This window comes from Psychrobacter sp. 1U2 (genome assembly GCF_051847575.1).
Map to the genome: position 1 here is coordinate 65,064 of NZ_JBPYDC010000007.1, position 15,964 is coordinate 81,027.

At 44.9% G+C, this 15,964-nt stretch carries 9 protein-coding genes; 2 read left to right on the forward strand and 7 right to left on the reverse strand.

The genetic code is table 11. From position 1 onward, the window contains the following. Position 1 precedes the first annotated feature (1 nt). From ggt to ACS8FD_RS05320, 3 genes are all read right to left on the reverse strand, one after another. The gene (gene ggt, locus ACS8FD_RS05310) at positions 2 to 1,945 is read right to left on the reverse strand and encodes a gamma-glutamyltransferase (protein WP_439274791.1); all 1,944 of its coding nucleotides are present in this window, start codon (positions 1,943 to 1,945) and stop codon (positions 2 to 4) included. Positions 1,946 to 2,050: 105 nt separating this feature from the next. Beyond that, positions 2,051 to 3,256: a patatin-like phospholipase family protein gene (locus tag ACS8FD_RS05315; RefSeq protein WP_439274792.1), complete on the reverse strand. Its 1,206-nt coding sequence runs from the start codon at positions 3,254 to 3,256 to the stop codon at positions 2,051 to 2,053. Positions 3,257 to 3,262: 6 nt separating this feature from the next. Beyond that, positions 3,263 to 5,929 carry an alpha/beta fold hydrolase gene (locus ACS8FD_RS05320; RefSeq protein ID WP_439274793.1) on the reverse strand — a complete coding sequence of 889 codons (2,667 nt, stop codon included), beginning with the start codon at positions 5,927 to 5,929 and terminating at the stop codon, positions 3,263 to 3,265. A 345-nt stretch (positions 5,930 to 6,274) separates the two neighbouring features. Here ACS8FD_RS05320 and ACS8FD_RS05325 point away from each other — a divergent pair, with 345 nt between their 5' ends. Together ACS8FD_RS05325 and ACS8FD_RS05330 are read left to right on the forward strand one after the other, a co-directional pair. Next, positions 6,275 to 8,332, forward strand: coding sequence for a hypothetical protein (locus ACS8FD_RS05325; protein WP_439274794.1), 2,058 nt, complete (start codon positions 6,275 to 6,277; stop codon positions 8,330 to 8,332). Between the two features lie 52 nt (positions 8,333 to 8,384). Continuing rightward, on the forward strand, positions 8,385 to 10,238 hold the full coding sequence (locus tag ACS8FD_RS05330) for a hypothetical protein (protein WP_439274795.1): 1,854 nt from the start codon (positions 8,385 to 8,387) through the stop codon (positions 10,236 to 10,238). A gap of 118 nt (positions 10,239 to 10,356) precedes the next feature. Here the strand turns inward: ACS8FD_RS05330 and hutI are convergent, their stop codons facing one another. From hutI to ACS8FD_RS05350, 4 genes are all read right to left on the reverse strand, one after another. Further along, positions 10,357 to 11,652 (reverse strand): imidazolonepropionase, encoded by a 1,296-nt coding sequence (gene hutI, locus ACS8FD_RS05335; RefSeq protein WP_439274796.1) that lies wholly within the window; start codon positions 11,650 to 11,652, stop codon positions 10,357 to 10,359. Positions 11,653 to 11,781: 129 nt separating this feature from the next. Further along, positions 11,782 to 12,861, reverse strand: coding sequence for a formimidoylglutamase (hutG, locus tag ACS8FD_RS05340; protein WP_439274797.1), 1,080 nt, complete (start codon positions 12,859 to 12,861; stop codon positions 11,782 to 11,784). Between the two features lie 37 nt (positions 12,862 to 12,898). After that, a complete protein-coding gene (gene hutH / locus ACS8FD_RS05345; RefSeq protein ID WP_439274798.1) occupies positions 12,899 to 14,461 on the reverse strand; it encodes a histidine ammonia-lyase in 1,563 nt (520 codons plus the stop codon). A gap of 104 nt (positions 14,462 to 14,565) precedes the next feature. Then, positions 14,566 to 15,957, reverse strand: coding sequence for a YjiH family protein (locus ACS8FD_RS05350; protein WP_439274799.1), 1,392 nt, complete (start codon positions 15,955 to 15,957; stop codon positions 14,566 to 14,568). Positions 15,958 to 15,964 lie beyond the last annotated feature (7 nt).

The following is a 15,964-nucleotide window of genomic DNA, read 5'->3' on the forward strand; positions in this document are numbered from 1 at the left end:
GCTAATACCCAACCACTGCCGCATCGACAATACGCGGATCGGACGCGCCATAAATCCCAGTGGGTGTGAGCATAATAGACTGCGTCGAGCCCATTGCCTCTTTTGGGCTAACTTTATGACCCATAGACTCTAGCTTGCTAACCGTATCGATATTAAGAGCTTTTTCAACACGGATTTCATCGGGTAGCCATTGATCATGGATACGCGGTGCATGCGTGGCTTCGGCGATATTCATATCGTGGTCAATAACGTTGGAGATGATCTGGGTGACGGTCGTGATGATGCGACTTCCACCCGGGCTACCGGTGACGATATAGGGTTTGCTGTCTTTAAATACTAAGGTTGGGCTCATAGAAGAGAGCGGGCGCTTATTGGCCTCAATGCTATTTGCCGCGCCGCCGATAAGTCCATAAGCGTTAGGGGTGCCAGGCTTAGCAGAGAAGTCATCCATCTCATTATTGAGCAGTATGCCTGTGCCCTCAGCGACAAGACCCGTGCCATAAGAGAAGTTTAAGGTATAAGTGTTAGCGACTGCATTACCAGCGTTATCAACGATAGAGAAATGGGTGGTTTGATCGCTCTCATAAGGCAATGGGTTATTGGCTTTGATACTAGCTGCTGGTGTGGCCTTATTAGGATTGATTAGGCTGCGTAGTTTATTGGCGTAAGGGCGCGAGGTAAGCCCGCTTGCCGGCACATCGACAAAATCAGAATCGCCAAGGTATTCTGCACGATCAGCATAAGCCAATTGCATAGCCTCGCTCATTAGATGAATAGTCTGGGCGCTATTTTGCCCATAGTCTTTTAGCGGATAGCCTTCTAGGACGTTCAATATCTGTACGATATGAATACCGCCAGAGGAAGGCGGCGGCATAGAGACAATCTCATAACCACGGTAGTTGCCAGTTACAGGTGTGCGAGCAATAGCTTCATAATCCGCTAAATCTTGTAAGCTCATAGCGCCGCCAGCTTCATTGACGGCGTTCACCAATTTACGCGCCGTATCGCCTTGATAAAAGCCATCTGCGCCTTTATTGGCGATAAGTTTGAGCGACTGCGCAAGCTGTGGCTGACGCAAACGCTCACCGGGCTGATAACTGCTACCATCAGCCTTAAAGAATATTTTTTTGGTACTCGGCCATTTTTGCAGACGCTCTTTGAGCGCCTCTAGTGATTCCGACAAGCCCGCTGTGACGTCGATACCATCAGCTGCGAGTGTGATAGCAGGCGCCATGACTTGCTGGCGGGTCATAGTACCATGATCCTCAAGCGCCTTGAGTAATCCGGCAACCGTACCCGGCACGCCAACCGCTAAACCGTGATAACGTGACAAATCGCTGACTGCTTCGCCGTCATTATTCAAATACATATCACTCGTAGCTCTACTGGGTGCTTTTTCGCGATAATCAAGGGCAATGGTTTTGTCTTGCTTAGCATCATAAATCATCATAAAGCCACCACCACCGATATTTCCAGCGCGCGGCAAGGTAACAGCTAAAGCAAAACCAACGGCTACCGCCGCATCAACGGCATTACCACCGTCTTTTAGAATTTGTAGACCAATATCGGAGGCTAGTGCTTCTTGGCTTGCGACCATGCCGTTTTTGGCCCATAAAGGATGCTGAATGGCCGAGCTTGAATAGATAGCTTGGTCAGCTTGGGTTGTAGCAGGAGACGATAAAGCGTTGGTTGCAGCGTTTGACTTGGCTAGGGTTACGCGCTGAGTCTCCGATACTAGCGTTGGCGCCTCAGTCATAATTGCTAAATTGATAGCGCTAGTATTGATAGAGGTGTTATTAATAGTGGTTCTAGTATTGGCATCAGGCTCAATAGCGTGGCTAGAAACACAAAGCAAAAACGTGCTGCTAATGAGTAAGGTAGCGGCTTTTATTTTAATATTATTGAACTTGTTTTTTTGCTGAATATTGGGGCTTAGCTTTGACATCGTAAAGTCCTTTTTACGGCTGAAGAAGGGATTAAGTTATAAATGGGTAATTGCTTGATATTACTACAATAGAGCTTTGCCGAGTATAAAGGAAGCTATTGATAATTAAGCCAACTCATTCGACTTTAAATACTCAAGCGTACGCTGATAACCATAGCGCCACTGCGCTTGCATTTGCTGTACAAAAATATCGTAATCAGCGTGAACTAAGTCGATTCGCCCTTGCCGCATATTAAGTCGTTTACGCACATGTTGACCAGCTAACGCTTTGCCATTATCTGCAAAGGGCAGCCAATGAATATCATTTTGCTTAATGTTATTAACAGTATTGTTATCCTTACCTGCAAAAGACAAGACTTCATCTAACCGCGCATTGGGATCAAAACCAAAGATACGCTGAATAGCAGGTGCCGCCAGTACTTTGTCGTAGCGGCTTTTAGTTTCAGCGAATACGATACTCCCAAACTGGCTAGCTAATTCAATAGGAGTCAAATCGATGACACCGCCTAAGCTCCAACCCAAATCTTCTATAAATGTTGGCTGCAAATAGTACATATCCGCCATCGAAGCTCTAACCGCTTGTTCGATATCCCATTCAGGGACAAGATGAATATCTTGCATAATACGCTTAGGAGCATAGCGATGGGTAGGGCAAGATAAAGCTTGCTTGTCGATATGAGCGCGTAGGTTAGCAGGAGCAAATAATACTTCTTGTAATTTGGCGGCAAGCTGCGAATTTTTTGCTTGAGACGTTTGTTTCAGCGAGTCCTCAGTTGGCATGAGACGACTGGCAATAATCGCGATATCAGGACGATTATTAGCATAAGTAATAGGGTTAGAGGTTGGTTTTAGGTTCGTTAGCTCTGTGAGCCAATCCGCCTCATTAGCAATCTCAAACATAGCATAGTTATTGAGCTCGGCTAACAGCGCATCGTGGTTTTCGCGCTGATGAATTTTGAATAATCGAGTGACTTGTTTTGATAGCCCTAAACGTTTTAGCCCTTGATAAAAATAACTGGGTTTTTGTTGTTTTGAGCTTAGTGTAAAGTTTTGCCGATGTCGGCTCGCTTGTACTACTTTGTAAAGCGATTTACTTTCAACTAATAGCTTAAGATCTTTTGGCTCGGAGGCGATGCCGACGAGAAGGCTGGCTAAACTACCGCCGCAAGTGGCTAGTATCAAGTCAGGCTTTAAGTCATGCTCATATAGAGCTGCGTAACTACCCAGATAGTAGCCAAACTTATAACCGCCGCCAGAAAATAGCTGGACGCGATTATAAGGTTTGGACTGCAGCAAGGTATCGTTATTCATTACAGACTAGTCTATCTTTATCGCTAAAGAGACGGTAAATATCCCAAAGCGATCGATGCGCATATCGAGCTTTTTAAAACCTGCCTGCAACACAAGCTGATCCATCTCCGCCTGCGAGCGACAGCGCATCACCCAGTGACTGCCGCGATGATTGTTTAGCGTTTTACTAATAAACTCTTGCTCAGGATGCCAAGGCTGATTGGTATAGAGCAAATAACCGTTAGCCGCTAAACTGTCATGTATACCCTCTAGCGCAGTGCTGACCAAAGTATTATCGGAAAATAATTCAAATACGCCTGAGGCGATCGCTACATCGAAGCCGTTTGACGAGTCACTTTTTGGATCATTGGTTTGATGGTCTTTATAACTGGCATCATTAAAAGCGTCTTTTTGCACTGCGTTGACCCGATTATCTAAGCCTAACTTAACCGCCTTGTCTGCGATAACTTTTACATTATGCGCGTCATAATCACGCATCTCAGCTTGCAGTTGCTCATACTCTGCTAATAAATCAAACACGTAATAACCATTACCACTAGCAATATCGAGAATAGTTAACGTTGAATGATTATTTTTGGTTTCGCTGTTTATGTTAATGGTTTGCATACGTTGGTCAAGAGCGACTCGTCCAAGCTCTAACAAATGCTGACGGCGAATACGAATCCCTTGCCAACCAATGTTGCTCAAATAAAATTTATCGACTGCTTTGCCAAAAGCATTGCTACCTTTCGGCTCGTTAGCATACACCTTGTCAAGCGAGCTGCCAGAATCAAAACCATGCTCAAGGCCAGTGGCAATAGCATCGCTGACATGACCGAATTTTTGCATGGCAAAGCGAGTAATCGCAAAGCTTGGATTAAAGGGTTTAATCACGAGGCGGTCCACTTTATCTTTACTAGCGCTATTGATATGAGCGGCAGATAAATCCACTTCATCGGCGCTGTTAGCAAATAAGCTATCGGCAAAATCGATACAATCATCGAAGATGTCAGCCTTATTAGTCTCATGAAATATCGCATGAAAGCTATCAGGGTATAGCTGCCAGCGCTTATTAGGCGAACTTAACTGCTCATAAAACTGACGTTCTGCTTGCTTGTCCACTACGTAATCTTTGCCCGCGCATAAGATAAAAGTCGGCGCGGTAATAGCGCCAGCATCATCAAGCAGGCGCTGACCTGTCGCATGGGTGTCGATTAATAAATCACTCGAGATCGAACCAGAAATCAGCGGGTCCGCGTTATAAGACGCTTGCGCGTCTTTATCATGGGTCAGGACTTGCGCTTTCACATAGCTAGATACTCGTGACATCAGACCAAACTTACGCGCGACTTTAAGTGCCGGAATGGCAAAGGGAATATACAGACGAATACTGAGCGCCGGCGTGCCTAGGATCATACCGCGAATATTTGGTGCATAATCATGCACCCAAGCTGCGGCTAATACTGCGCCTATGCTACTTGCGACAATAATAGTATCTTCGAGTGCAATACCAGTTTGGGCAGTAACTAACTCAACAAAGTCGTTTAGGTCGCGCTCAAGCTCCGTCACGCTATCGGCATGATCTTTGATACCACCTGAGCGCCCATTGCCGCGCGCATCCCAGGCAAACACTTGATAGCCTGACTGCGCAAAGCGCTCTGCTAGCTCAGTTAAACGCCCTGAGTGCTCGTGGCCTCGGTGCAAGAGTATGACTTGCTTTTGCTCAGACTGCTGTTGCTTAGATAGATTGGCCAATTGCGCTAATGGCATGGTTAACCAATAGCGATAATAAATAGCCGTACCGTCATAGGCGTTGAAGCAGCTTTGCTCAGCGATAATACTAGTCGATAAATTCGCGATATTGGTTGTTGCTTTCGCCGGGCTGTTTTTAGCTCTATTATTTATAGGTTTAGCTGACATGTTGACGCGTCCTTGTGAGCAAATAGTGGTAGTGGCCTCGACAGATTTGGCTATTGGCGCTGGATGATAGTACGTGAAGTAATGCTGAGCGATAAAAGCTAAACGATTAAGCGAGGTCTTGATGAGTAATAGCTGATTTAGCCAAAGAATTGGTCTTATATACCCAATACTAGGCTGACGATGACCTCTGAAATTCACGAGAGGCTTATCAAATGCCATAAAAACCCCAATAGCGCCTAACTCAAAAGCTCGATCACTTTTACCCAAAGGTCCATGATTGGCGCGTTGACCGGTGGTCAGCTGAGCGCTAATAGCGATTAGTTCCGTGAGTGTGCTTAAGCCATTGATTCGAGATAAATGAGTCTGTTTTGACAGCGGTTTTTGAGTTGTCTCTGAGGGTAAATGTGGTAGCAAACTCGCTATTAGTAAATAGTCTGAGACAATATCGCCGCATTCATTGAGTACGGCTCCCAAGGTTGAGGCCTGCTGATGCTCTTTTGCCATCATGCCATCGATAGCATTGAGTGCCATACGTACGAAGAGTGCGACAGGTAATATGAGCCAAGCACGGGTATTTTGTTCAGTATAGTCTCCAGCCACTAACGTTTTATTAGCTGCCTGCGCCGGTATGTTTGCTATCACATAAGCACTACCAGCACTAAGTAAAATAGCGCTAACGGTGACTTGATTGGCGCTCACCCCTGATACTACCAAGGTATCACTGATGGGCCGCAGTTGATTTTGAAATTGTGTCTTTAGCTGATATATGGACATAGTCAATAATGCTCAGATAAAAAGAACGAAGTTATAACGACACCAGTAAGATGAGATGCAAAAGTATTAACAAATCCTATCATACCCACAGTGCTTTGAGATAAATAAAATTAAACAAGAGTTCTATATTTGAATAAAAAATATTTACCTTTTCAACCAATATACTCTAAACTTGTTGTTATATTACTATATCGTAATGTTTTGTATAATGAACAACTGCAGCACAGTTAGATAAAACAATCATAAGCACCGTTATACGTTATTACTCATTTAGCGTTATATTCATTCTAATAGATGTTGCGTGTGTTTAGTACGACATTACTTAGCATCGAAAAAGGAATATTTATGTCACTTATCGACCCGCGCAAGCCGTCATGTTCGTTACCAACGTCTGTGCCGCAATCATCGACCATAAAATATAAATGGCTATCTCGAGCCAGTTATACTTTGCTATTAGCGAGTAGCGCTGTAGTTATGGCTGGTTGTCAGTCTAATAATGCATTAGATAGTTCTGCTAACAGCTCTGCTGCGCTTATCGACTTTAGCGTTACCGATCCCGCTACCATGCAGGCGCAAGGTAAAGCTTTCAATCAAAGCCTACAAGCTCACGACGAGCGTTATGAGCAACTGTTCGATCAAACCCGCTTCCCTAATAGTGATAGCAAAGCTAAGCGCCATCTACTAAGTGCTATTCAGCAGCATTTAGCGACCGAGCATGTCGCCGTGGCACAGGCTAATTATAATGCTGTCCCTTTTATCGATGCTGACAGTATCGATGCCGGCTCTACAGGGCTACTCAGGACGATTCTTGAAGTTTATGCTTATCGGGAAGAGCAAGACAATAATGACGATGAAACTGATAGCTACGATTATAACGGCAGCCAACAAGAAGCAGATACTGTATGGATCGAAGACGCAGAAGATCCTGATAAGCAATATGCTGATTATGTTGAACAAGAAGTGCAAATCTCACTTAACAATTACGATGATGTCGTCGTATACGAATCTGAAGCTGCAACAGAGGAAACGAGAATAGCGGCAGACTTTAAAGTGGCATATGAAGTGGACGGTATTGAATATGACCGCGATGGTTACGACATTGACGGTTATGATGAGTATGGTTATGATCGCAGCGGCTACGATTACTACGGTAACAGAGCAGAGGACTATAAAGAAGACAGCGGCAATACTAGCTTTCGTGAGCGCATAACCGATAATAATCCAAAAGATTGGTTGGCAGACTTTGAAGCGATGCAAGCGGCCAAACAAATCGAAAAAGATAATTTAAGCAACCCTGCCGTCGATCCGGCCAAACCCTTCACTCCTGGCGCTATTAGTATGGTCTTAAGCATGCTACATAAAACGCCCGAGCAAGTCGCTGCTGCAAATGCCTATCAGTACAAATACTTAACCTTCAATAGCGTGAGTCAATATCTACCAAAACAGCGCCGGTTCAACAGTGTCTACAGCTATGATTATGTCGCGCCAACTATTAGCTCATCGGTGCAGTTGCCGTTAGCTTTTGACTTCAACACCAGCAAAATTACGTTAGATCCGGCGGCTATCATGCTGATAGTTGCTTTGGCTAATCCTGAAGATACGCCGACACAGATGACTGCGCATACGGTAGATTTTGGTTTGCCGGAGGCTATCACCTCGCAGCTACCTACCGCAGTTATCTATGACGCCGCTATCAATGCTATGCAGGCAAGTATGGCAGAATTGGCGCCCGAACACTTCAGCGCTGTTGATATTCGAGAAGATAGTTTTGCTAAACAAGTGGGCGCAGCGCGAGCGGTAAAGGTCTATTTTGGTAGCAAACAAACCGGCGAGATCATCGGCAAAATGCTCAAGTATATGAGCCAGTCTCTAGAGCAATACGTCGATGCCAATCCTAATCAATACCCAGATGATGCAGTGTTAAAGAAAGCAATAGCTAAAATTCAGCTCTACAATAAAGGCTATCAAAGCGCCGATATCGGTGCTTTACTGCAGCTGGTAGAAGCTATCGTGCCTATCTCCTTTAATCAAGTGAATTACTATTACCTCGATAGCTCAGATAAGCTATTAGCTAAGCAGCAACGGATCACTATCGGCGGCGACTTGATGGGCTCAAACACTACTGTATTGAACCAAGTACGCTATGACCGTAGTAGCTTTGAGAACAATAAATTGACCCCGCTATTGAACCAAACATTTGGAGCAAACGCGCCTCCAGCAATTGATGGCAATGCTTGGCTGAATGAGCAGCGTCAACAAAAACAAAGACTAGAGCTGGCTCGCTACGCACGTTATGACTATGATTATAATGATGATGACTATAACTATAACTATAAGAATGCTTATGACCGTAGTGATGCTAGCGATAGGGATATGGATAGCGCTACTGAGGCCGCTGATTGATATACAACATAGCAATTTTGGAATCAGTATTAAGCTTTTTTAAGGATAAAAAATGAAAAATCAATTCAAGCCATTAGCGTTATCTTTAGCTCTAAAACCTATCATGTCCAAACGCTCGCTATGGGGTAGCACTTTATTGATTAGCAGTGTGGCGCTGACGGGGTGTCAATCAATGGGCACTAGTCCACAAGGTGAGATCAGTCTTGCGGCCAGTCAAGATGCTGCAAAAACAACCCTAGAGGCCGCCCTAAAAAAACAGCGTCGTAGCTCGTTTAGTTACCACAGTAATATTGAGATCAGCAATGAACAGCAATTTGTAAATATAGATAAGACCCAATTGGTGGCATCAAAGACTGCTGCGAGATATTGTGAAGCAACCCATGATCAAGCCTATGCTGACTTAGTTGCCCAAGCACAAGCGCAAAATTTAGAGCTATCAGCACCTCAGTATAATCCTCAGCGCACCGCGCTTAAAAATGAGTATTTGGCGTGCGCGCAAGCCTATCGAGCCTGGGACGCAAATAGAGCTGATAGCCATGATGATAGTTATGATGGTAGTTATGAAGATGATTATGATAGTTATAATAACTACGATGATGAGGCTATAGTCGAAGCCAGAGGAGATGAGGGCGCAACTATTCTTGAAACGAGCACTATCAAGGGTAGCCGCCTTAACGAGACAAAGGATAGCGGTACTTTACAAGACATAAGCCCTTACTATCAGCAGCTATTTGATAGCTATGATAATAAATCGACGCCGCTAGATATCAAAAAAGCGCAATTGCTCGACGCATATTTACTCAAGCCCTTATCTATCAATGCCCAAGGCGTCTATCAGCCACTCGCCGGTAGATTTACTATGCTGATGAGCGCTCAATATCATGCGCGTAATAACCAGACTAGTATTAATCAGCCTATTTATGTCGATTTTAAGACTGGCAATATTTACTTATGGGCAGACAATTTTGCGCTGCTGACCTCAGAGTTTGCCGATGATAAGCTTGGCACTCAGTGGCACAACAAATGGCTACGCTTAGCGATTGATGATGGTAGCTTACCTAAAGGCTTCGGTAAGTCAGTCATCAAAGCGCACTTTGAAGCTTTAGACCGCACTTACGAAGCGGCGCCTATGAGTCAGTTTGACTATATTGCGCCTAAGACTTTGGCGGCACTATCTCCCAAACTGCCTTCGCCGCAGCTAAATACTATGTTAGAGAGCAAGCAAATTATCCGCCGCGTACAAAGCGCCGAGAGCTATGAGCAGTTTTATAAAGATTACGTCAGTATCTTTTATGAGCTGATTATCAATCAATACCCTGAACTCGTTAAAGAAGACAGCGCTTACGAGTCAGGCGATCCTCGCCCTGATGCGACTAAGCTCACCAGTAAAGTACTCGTGCAGCAAGCTTTATCCTTAATGAAAAATGTCACCGATCAGCAAGCAGATAGTATTATCAGTGAAGTGCTAGAACGGGCGGCGCGTTCTAATGATGAAACAGTAGCTGTTATTAATAAAAACCAGCAGCCGACCATTCAGCTGCTATATGGTCTAAACGGGCGCGGGCAAATACAGTGGCAGCATCAACGCAACCAATATGCAGACTCTCAAAAAGCCAGTAAAGGGCTGACTGTAGATGTGTTGCAGCAATATATGCCCCTCTCTGCGGCCAGCACTTTCCCAAACTTGCCAGCTGACAGGCAAATCCCTAATGCTAGTAATAGCGTCGATATGAGAAAGTATGGGCGTGAGCTGATGGAATACTATCGCGCGGGTAATGGCACCGCTGTTGGGAAGATGATCTACAATACGCTACCTATTAATAAGGCGCTGTATTTTTCAATGATTGAGCAAGCGCAGTATCAACAGGCGAACCTAGAAGCTGCTGAAGAAGATAATGCAGAGTAGTCGTTTTAGCTACCAAGCCGCTAAGCATAAAATAAACGCCTTAGCGCTATTTAACGATAGCACCAAGGCGTTTTATTATTTTCAAAACGTATTAAGCAACGAGTTAAATTTCTATAAACTAACGCCATTGCCCTTCATACATTGTACCGATGATAGGATTGAGCCCAATCTGATAAGCCAGATCAGCAGGACGGGTGATATCCCACAATACTAAGTCTGCATCACAGCCGATAGCGATTTTACCTTTTTTATATAATCCTAGTGCTTTAGCCGCGTGAACGGTAGCTCCTGCAAGCACTTCTTCGGGAGTTAAGTAAAATAGCGTACAGCCCATATTCATTGCCAGCAGCAAAGAGGTTAGGGGTGAGGTGCCAGGATTACAATCGGTTGAGATGGCTATAGAGACTTGATGTTGACGCAGGGTTTCTATCGGTGGCAGCTTAGTATCACGCAGGGTATAAAATGCACCTGGTAATAAAACCGCTACGGTATCACTGGCTGCCATTTTCTCAATATCCGCTTTTGATAAATGCTCTAGATGATCGCTCGATAGCCCTTGATAGTCGGCAACTAAAGCACTAGCGCCTATGTTAGAGAGCTGTTCTGAATGCAGTTTGACAGGTAGGTCAAGCGAGCGTGCTATCTCAAAAACGCGCCTTATTTGCTCACTACTAAAAGCAATGCCCTCACAAAAGCCATCGACGGCATCGACTAAGCCCTCACTATGCAAGATAGGCAACCACTCGCAAACTTGCTCGATATACTCATCCGGAAGACCTTTATACTCTGGTGGCAAGGCATGCGCGGCAAGATAACTGGTGCTGACATGAATATTATATTTTTCGCCAAGCTGACGTGCGGCGGTGAGCATTTTGCGCTCAGTCTCTAAATCCAAACCATAGCCAGATTTAATCTCGATACTGGTTACGCCCTCGCGCATTAATGCTAGCAGGCGCTTCTCACTTTGTACAAATAGCTCATCAATACTGGCTTTGCGGGTCGATTTCACCGTCGAGACAATACCGCCGCCTTGCTCGGCGATGTCTTGATAGCTTGCGCCATGCAAACGCGCTTCAAACTCGTTGCTGCGGTTGCCTGCATACACGAGATGGGTATGGCAATCGATCAACCCAGGCGTTATCCAAGCGTTATTAGCGTCATAAACTTGCTCGTTTTGATAGTTAGAGAGATAGCTTGATATCTCATCTTGAGAGCCTATCCAAGCAATTTTTCCATTGTGAATACCGATAGCGGCGTTTTTTAGCTGACCGTAAGGGGTGTTGTTGCCTTCACTATCTCTACTCATATCAAAGCCATGCTCAGCCGAGAAAGTAGCGAGATTGGCATTAATAATAAGGCTGTCAAAAGAGTTCATAGCGTCATTGTTGTGTTTTTGCTTGGTAGAATTAGTCATAATGTGCTCCTGCTTATTTTATAGCTAGTGCGCTTATAGTTTTCAATCAAAAAGTGGTAGGGTACATTCCATGCATTATTATCATAACTTTTGGCTGGTGCTTAGAAATCACCCCACACCTACTTTATTTTAATTTGACAGTAACAGATGCCGCTCAATAATAGTTGCCAATAGGCGAGCGGCCACTTTACCACTGCGTCCATCAATATCATAAGTCGGATTAATCTCCGCAATATCCGCCATTTTTACTTTGTTAGATGCCATGATGAGTTTAACCGTGCGCTCAACAAAGGCCAAATCGATACCGTAAGCGGCCGGAGCACTGACTCCGGGTACGACGCTTGCTGGTAGGCAGTCCATATCAATGGTTAGATAAATAATATCGACTTGCTCGATAAAAGCTGTGATTTTTGCTGCTAGCTTTTTCCATTTTTTATGATTGCAATCTTCATCGCTAATGATTTGCAAGCCTAAATCATCGGCACGATCGAATAGGGCAGCCGTGTTTGATAAACGGCTGACGCCAATGCAGCAGTAATGAAAAGGTTGGTCAAAGGCTTGTAGATGCTCAGCGATTTGTCGAAACGGCGTGCCGGATGTGGCAACATCAGAAGCACGAATATCAAGGTGTGCATCAAAATTAATGATACCGATAGTAGGCATCGCCTGAGCTTTTATCTGATCTTGATCATTATGCTTTATTTGCAGTGCTTGCCATAGGCCCAAAAAGCTACCATAGGCGATAGCGTGACCACCGCCAAGCCCGATCGCTAGATTGCCTTGTTTGATAATACTAGTAACAACATCGGCATAGCGCTGCTGTGCCTTCTCTAAAATTTGCTCAGTGAACTCATCATTATCATCACATTCGATGTCGCCGGCATCTCCTAATAAAGTGGCAAGCTCATTATCGAAGCATTCTTGAATCTCATTAATGACAGGCAGCTTTGCAAAGGCGCTACGAAGTAGTGGCGGTGCCGCGCGCGCGCCTATGCGGCCTTGATTACGGCGCACGCCTTGGTCGCAAGCGAAACCTACTAGTCCAATAAGCTGTCCGTTTTGTTGACCGTTACACTGACTGCTACTATCAAAAGTGTAAGGCTGAGCAAGCTGATACCAATAACGAGCGCGTGCCGTTTCGAATGGCTCTGCGCGCCCTGTCCAGCGACTCATATCCGCAGCTACGTGATGAATAGCAGTCTTAGTCATTGATGATATCCTTTTAACTGAAAAAAGTTTAACTGATTTACTCAGACAAATACCATTGATCACGCAGCTCTGGCCAATGCTTGGTTAAGGCACGCGTTAATACAATCTGCTTAGCCGCCTCAATATCAGGTGCAAGATAGCGGTCTTTATCATAAAAGCTCACTTGCTCGCGCAGACGCTTATGGGCAGTTTGTAAAGGCTTCGAAGTATCAAGGCCGTGACGGAAGTCAATACCTTGTCCTGCGGCTAACAGCTCTATACCGACAATAGTGGCTGTGTTTTGTACCATCTCATACAGTCGGCGCGCACAATACGTCGCCATCGACACATGATCTTCTTGATTAGCGGAGGTTGGAATACTATCGACGCTACCCGGATGGGCGATAGATTTGTTCTCAGAAGCCAGCGCTGCCGCGGTCACATGGGCAATCATAAAGCCTGAGTTCACTCCAGCATTCTCAACTAAGAATGGCGGCAAGCCAGCTGATAAAGTCGCATCAATAAGTAGGGCAACTCGGCGCTCAGACATCGACCCTATCTCAGCAATCGCTAATGCTAAAATATCAGCAGCAAAGGCCACCGGCTCGGCATGGAAGTTACCGCCTGAGATAGCTACTGGGCCATCTTCGTTATTGAAGATCAGCGGATTATCAGTCACCGCATTGGCTTCGATAAGTAGTGTTTGCCCCGCTTGATTGATAATATCCAAGCAAGCGCCCATCACTTGTGGCTGACAGCGCAAGCAATAGGGGTCTTGCACGCGATCGTCTTGCTCGCCGTCATGTGAGGCACGAATAGCGCTACCTTCAATCAAGCTTCTATGCGCTTGCGCAATCTGAATCTGTCCATGATGACCACGCACTTCATGAATACGTGCATCAAATGGGGCATCTGAACCTTTAGCTGCATCGATCGACATCGAGCCGACGATAGTTGCGGTCTCTAATAGATCACGTGCTAAGAAATAACCGCGTAGCGCTAGGGCGGTTGAGACTTGCGTACCATTGATTAAGGCAAGTCCTTCTTTAGCTGCAAGGGTGATCGGTTCAAGACCATGCTGTGCTAGGGCGTCAGCGGCTGGTACTAACTTGCCTTTTACAAACACTTGCCCTTCACCCATAATCGCTAACGTCATGTGCGAGAGCGGCGCTAGATCACCAGAAGCGCCAACTGAGCCTTTAGCCGGAATATGCGGGGTGATTTGGTTATTGATTAAGGCCAATAGGCTATCGACAACGAGGCGGCGCACGCCTGAGACGCCTTGCGCGAGACTGGCAACTTTCATTACCATGATCAGTCTGACCACGTCAGCAGGTAAGGCCTCACCCGTACCGACCGAATGCGAGATAATCAAATTACGTTGTAGTAGTTCAAGTTGATCATCGCTAATACGGGTTTTAGCCAGTAAGCCAAAGCCGGTGTTAATCCCATAAGCGCTTTTATCACGAGCGATGATAGTACGAACGTCTTCGTGTGAGGCGTCGATAGCGTCATAAGCACTATCAGGTAGTGTTAGCGTTACCGGATTGTCATAAATATCACGTAGCATAGCAAAGCTAAGTTGACGGGGCGTTAGAGTCATTTTCTTTATAGTGGTCATATGAGTTATCCTAGTTTTATAAGCTATATTAATGGTATTACTTATTATCTATAAATCTTTAAAAGTTGTATGTCATAGGTTTTCTAAACTAATCTATCAGTTTTTTAACTGATCCAACCCAAATAGATAGCTAGATGCCCAAAGGGTGCGGCGAGTAAGATGCTCAATACTACGCGCTGAAACCAAATGATGACCATCTTAGGTACCGACAGCGGAATCTCAGTAGCTAGTACACAAGGAATCATCGCTGAAAAGAACAAAATACTGCTAATTGATACTACACCTGCCACATAGCGGGTCAAGACCTCGGCTTCCGTTAATAGCAGCGCCGGCAAGAACATCTCAGCCAATCCCGCTGACATACCTTTAGCAGCATCGAGTGGCTCAGGCATACCCGTCACCCAAGTGAACGGGTACAAAAGCAGACCTAGCGCATCAAATACAGGCGTATATTTAGCTAGTAATAAGCCAGTTAAGCCTACCGCAATGATAGAGGGAACGATAGCCGCTGCCATTGTGACTCCATCGCGAAAATTCGACCACATAATCTGTTTAATATCAGTCGCTCGGCGCGATGTTTCTAGTCCTAAATGATAAGCTGCTACTAAACGATTGCCTTGCTGCTTGTCTAAATTTGGACGACTGGTACTATCATCGAAACCTCTAATAGGTGGGATACGCGCAGTAATAGCAGTCACAACAAAGGTGATAATCAGAGTTGACCAAAAAAACAGATTCCAAAACTCCATGATATTTAAAGTTTTAGCAACGATGACCATAAAAGCTGCTGACACGGTAGAAAAACCAGTAGCAATGATTATCGCTTCACGAACAGAGTATTGCTTTTGTAGAAAAACCCGATTGGTAATCAATAGTCCAATAGAGTAGCTACCAACAAAAGAGGCGACCGCATCAATCGCTGATGAGCCAGGCGTTTTCCAAATTGGCTTCATAATAGGTTGCATGAGCACCCCAAACATCTCAAGCAAGCCAAAGCCGAGTAAAAAAGATAAGATTAAAGCACCAATTGGGACGATCATACCCACTGGTAGTGCCAGCTTTTCAAATAAAAACGGCATCATATCCTTTTGCATAATGATAGCGGGCGCTATATCCATGATATATATTATGGCAAGTATCAATCCAATAATCTTAAAGGCCGTCAATATCATATTAGTGATATTTTTGCGCCAGGTGCCATCATAAAGAGGTCTAGCAACGCCATAAATCATTAGTAAAAATAACAAACCCACCGCAAGGGTATGCTGCTGAGTGACTAAATATGTTGCCCCGTGATCAAATAGAATGGTGCTTTTGTCATTAATAGTAAAAGGCACAAAAAACATTACTAGACCAATAGCACTGAACACAATCAGCTGTATTAGAGCTAAAGATTTGGGTAGTAGCTTTTCAGGCGGTAATGTTTCAGTCTCAGGCCTATCAAGTGGCGTTCTAGGCAATGAGCTGCCAGGAGGCAAAATATTTCGTTCAGACATATTATCA